Below are 3,214 nucleotides of genomic sequence, written 5' to 3' on the forward strand. Positions count from 1 at the left end.
GGCCGCCGTCGACGCGATCCTCGAAGCGAACGCGAAGGACGTCGAGATTGCCCGCGCGTCCGGGCGCGACGCCGCCTTCCTCGACCGCCTGGCGCTCACGCCCGAGCGCGTGAAGCAGATGGCCGAAGGCGTGCGCCAGGTGCGCGCGCTCCCCGACCCCGTCGGCGTCGTCACGGACCTGCGTCCGCGCCCCACCGGCATTCAGGTGGGCCGCATGCGCATGCCCTTGGGCGTCATCGCCATGATCTTCGAAGCGCGCCCCAACGTCACCGTCGACGCCGCGGCGCTTGCGATCAAGTCTGGGAACGCGCTGGTGCTGCGCGGCGGCTCGGAAGCGATCCGCAGCAACCTCGCTTTGGCCTTGATCGTGCGTGAGGCGCTCCGCGAAGCGGGTTTGCCTGCGGACGGCGTGCAGATGATCGAAGACACCGACCGCGCGTTGGTGGGTGAATTGATCCGCGCCCGCGAATGGGTGGACGTGCTGATCCCGCGCGGCGGGAAAAGTCTCATTGCGCGCCTCGCTGCCGAAGCCACCGTCCCGATGATCAAGCACTTGGACGGCGTCTGCACCACGTACGTCGACCGCGATGCCGACCTCGAGATGGCCGTGCGCGTCGTCGACAACGCGAAGACCCAGCGCTACGCGCCCTGCAACGCGACCGAGAACCTGCTCGTCCACCGTGAGGTCGCCTTCAAGGTGCTACCGCCCCTGGCGCGCATCTTCCACGACAAGAACGTCGAGATGCGCTGCGACGAGCTTTCGCGGCGCATCGTCGAAGAAACCGGCATGAGCGCTCTGGACGCCACGCCCGAAGACTGGGACACCGAATACAACGCCCCGATCATCGCGATCAAGGTCGTCGAGTCCCTCGACGAAGCGATCGACTTCATCGCGGCGCACGGGTCCGGCCACACGGACGCGATCATCACGGAAAGCGCCCGCGCGGCGGAGCGGTTCCTCCGTGAAGTGGATTCGAGCTCGGTGATGGTGAACGCCTCCACGCGCTTCGCGGACGGGTTTGAGTACGGGCTCGGCGCCGAGATCGGCATCTCGACCGACAAACTTCACGTGCGCGGTCCCGTGGGCCTCGAAGGGCTCACGAGCGAAAAGTGGATCGTCCTCGGCCACGGCGAAGGCCGCCGCTGAGCTTCTCCCGCACACGCCCGGGGCGGGCGTTTCGTCGGCCTTCGCGAGAAACGCCCGCCCCGCCCCACGGCCCCTCTGATTTCTGAGAAAATCACGGGCCTTCCGTTTTTTTAACGCGCCCGGAACGTTTCGGGCGCGGGCAACCTACCCGCTCGTCCCACAGTCATGGCCCAGCACTACTTCTATGCCGTCTGCCCCTTCGGGCTCGAAAAGCTTCTTGCCGACGAACTTCACGCCGTCGGCGCCCAACGCGTCGAAGCCGGCCGCGGCGGCTGCGGCTTCGTGGGCGGCACGGAAACGGCGATGGCGGCGTGCCTGCACTCCCGCACGGCGAGCCGCATCCTCATGCGCGTCGCCCAGGGCGGCTACTGGGACAGCCGCGACATCTACGATCTCGTGAAGAAGACCGCCTGGGAGAAGTGGTTCGGCCCGGACCACACGATCCGCGTCGCCGCCACCGCGCAGCGCTGCCCCCTGGAGAGCGTCGACTTCGCGGTTCTGCGCATCAAGGACGCGATCTGCGACCGCTTCCGTGAGCTGGCGGGCCGCCGCCCCGACGTCGAGCGCCACAACCCGGACGTGCGCATTCAGGCCTTCATCACGTACGACCAGGTGACGTTCTATCTGGACTTGGCCGGCGAAGCGCTCTTCAAGCGCGGCTGGCGCCTCACCCACGGCGAAGCGCCGCTCAAAGAAAACCTTGCGGCGGGTCTTCTGATGCTCTCCGGGTGGACGCCGGAAATGCCTTTGGTCGACCCCTTCTGCGGGTCGGGCACGATCGCCATCGAAGCCGCCCGCATGGCCGCCAACATGGCGCCGGGGCTCACCCGCAGCTTCGCCTTTGAGAAGCTCGAAGGCTTCGACATGGACCTCTGGCGCGAGATGAAGGAAGACGCCCGTTCGGCCGTCAACCCCTACGCCAAGGTTCAGATCCGCGCCTCCGACATTTCGTCCCTCGTGGTCGAAAAGGCCCGTGAGAACGCCGCGCGTGCGGGGCTCTCCGCCATGCTCGATGACGGGCGTCTCACCTTCACCCAGGGCGACGCCCGTGAGGTGCTCCCGCCCGAGGGCGTCACGGGCGTTTTGATCGCCAACCCGCCCTACGGCGAGCAGTCGAACCCGAAGTCGGCGTCCATCCGCTCGATGATGAAGAGCGTCGCGGACCACCTCAAAGCCCACTACGCCGGGTGGACCGCCTGGATGCTCACCTCCGACCGCACCCTCCCCGGGCAGATGCGCTTGAAGGAATCCCGCAAGATCGTGCTCTTCAACGGGCCGCTCGAATGCCGCTTCTTCCGCTTCGACATGGTGGCGGGGAGCAACCGCCGCAAGGCGGCTGCGGAAGCCGAAGAGAGCTGATTTCAGCCGCCGACCGGAAGCGCTCACGGATTCACACGGAGCGCTTCTCCGGAAGCTCAAGACAAAGACGATGAAGCCGCCGAAACCCTCACGGGTCCGGCGGCTTCTTCATGTCGGGAGCTGGCGGTCAGCCGAGCTTGCGGCCGGCTTCGTCGACCTTCATGATCGCGGCCTTGAAGGCTTCGGGCGTCATCGGGAAGGGGACGCACGTCCATTCGCGAAGGCTCTGGGCACGCGCAACCAAGCGGTCCACCTCCTCTTCCGTCGTGATGTCGATGTCGGCGAGCTTCACGGGGAGGCCGAGCGACTTGTTGAAGGCCATGAGGCGCGCCAACGCTTCATCGTTGCCGTCGGCCGCTTGGAGTACCAACACGCCGAAGCTCACCACTTCGCCGTGAAGGTGCTTGTGCCCGGCAGGAAGCACCATCGAGGCGTTGTAGAAGCAGTGCGCGAGCGACGAGTTGTAGTAGTAGTCGTGCTCGGTCGTGAGCAGGTTCGAGGCGATCCCGGTCGAGATGATGATGTCCAACACCGTCTGCGAGAACGCATCCGTGAGGCGCCCCGCCTCAAAGTCGCGGAGCGCTTCCTCGCCGAAGCGCAGAAGCGGCGCCTCGCAGACCTTCGCGACCTGGACGCCCAAAAGCGGCGTGTGCTTCAGATCGAGCCCTCGGGACGAGAACACCGCTTCGCATTCCTTCGAGAGCGCGT

3 protein-coding genes are annotated in these 3,214 nt (G+C 66.5%); 2 read left to right on the forward strand and 1 reads right to left on the reverse strand.

The genetic code is table 11. The features are described 5' to 3' along the window. Together HMPREF9440_RS05405 and HMPREF9440_RS05410 are read left to right on the forward strand one after the other, a co-directional pair. Window positions 1-1,147: glutamate-5-semialdehyde dehydrogenase (locus HMPREF9440_RS05405; protein ID WP_008542241.1), on the forward strand; the 1,147-nt coding region annotated here is incomplete at its 5' end. A 165-nt stretch (window positions 1,148-1,312) separates the two neighbouring features. After that, a complete protein-coding gene (locus tag HMPREF9440_RS05410) occupies window positions 1,313-2,506 on the forward strand; it encodes a THUMP domain-containing class I SAM-dependent RNA methyltransferase (protein ID WP_008542242.1) in 1,194 nt (397 codons plus the stop codon). Window positions 2,507-2,633: 127 nt separating this feature from the next. On the opposite strand, the gene HMPREF9440_RS05415 is transcribed toward HMPREF9440_RS05410, so the two are convergent. After that, a partial coding sequence (locus tag HMPREF9440_RS05415; protein ID WP_040763875.1) for a dehydroquinate synthase/iron-containing alcohol dehydrogenase family protein occupies window positions 2,634-3,214 on the reverse strand: 581 nt, incomplete at its 5' end.

The sequence above is a fragment of the Sutterella parvirubra YIT 11816 genome (assembly GCF_000250875.1).
GTDB classification, from domain to species: Bacteria; Pseudomonadota; Gammaproteobacteria; order Burkholderiales; family Burkholderiaceae_F; genus Sutterella; species Sutterella parvirubra.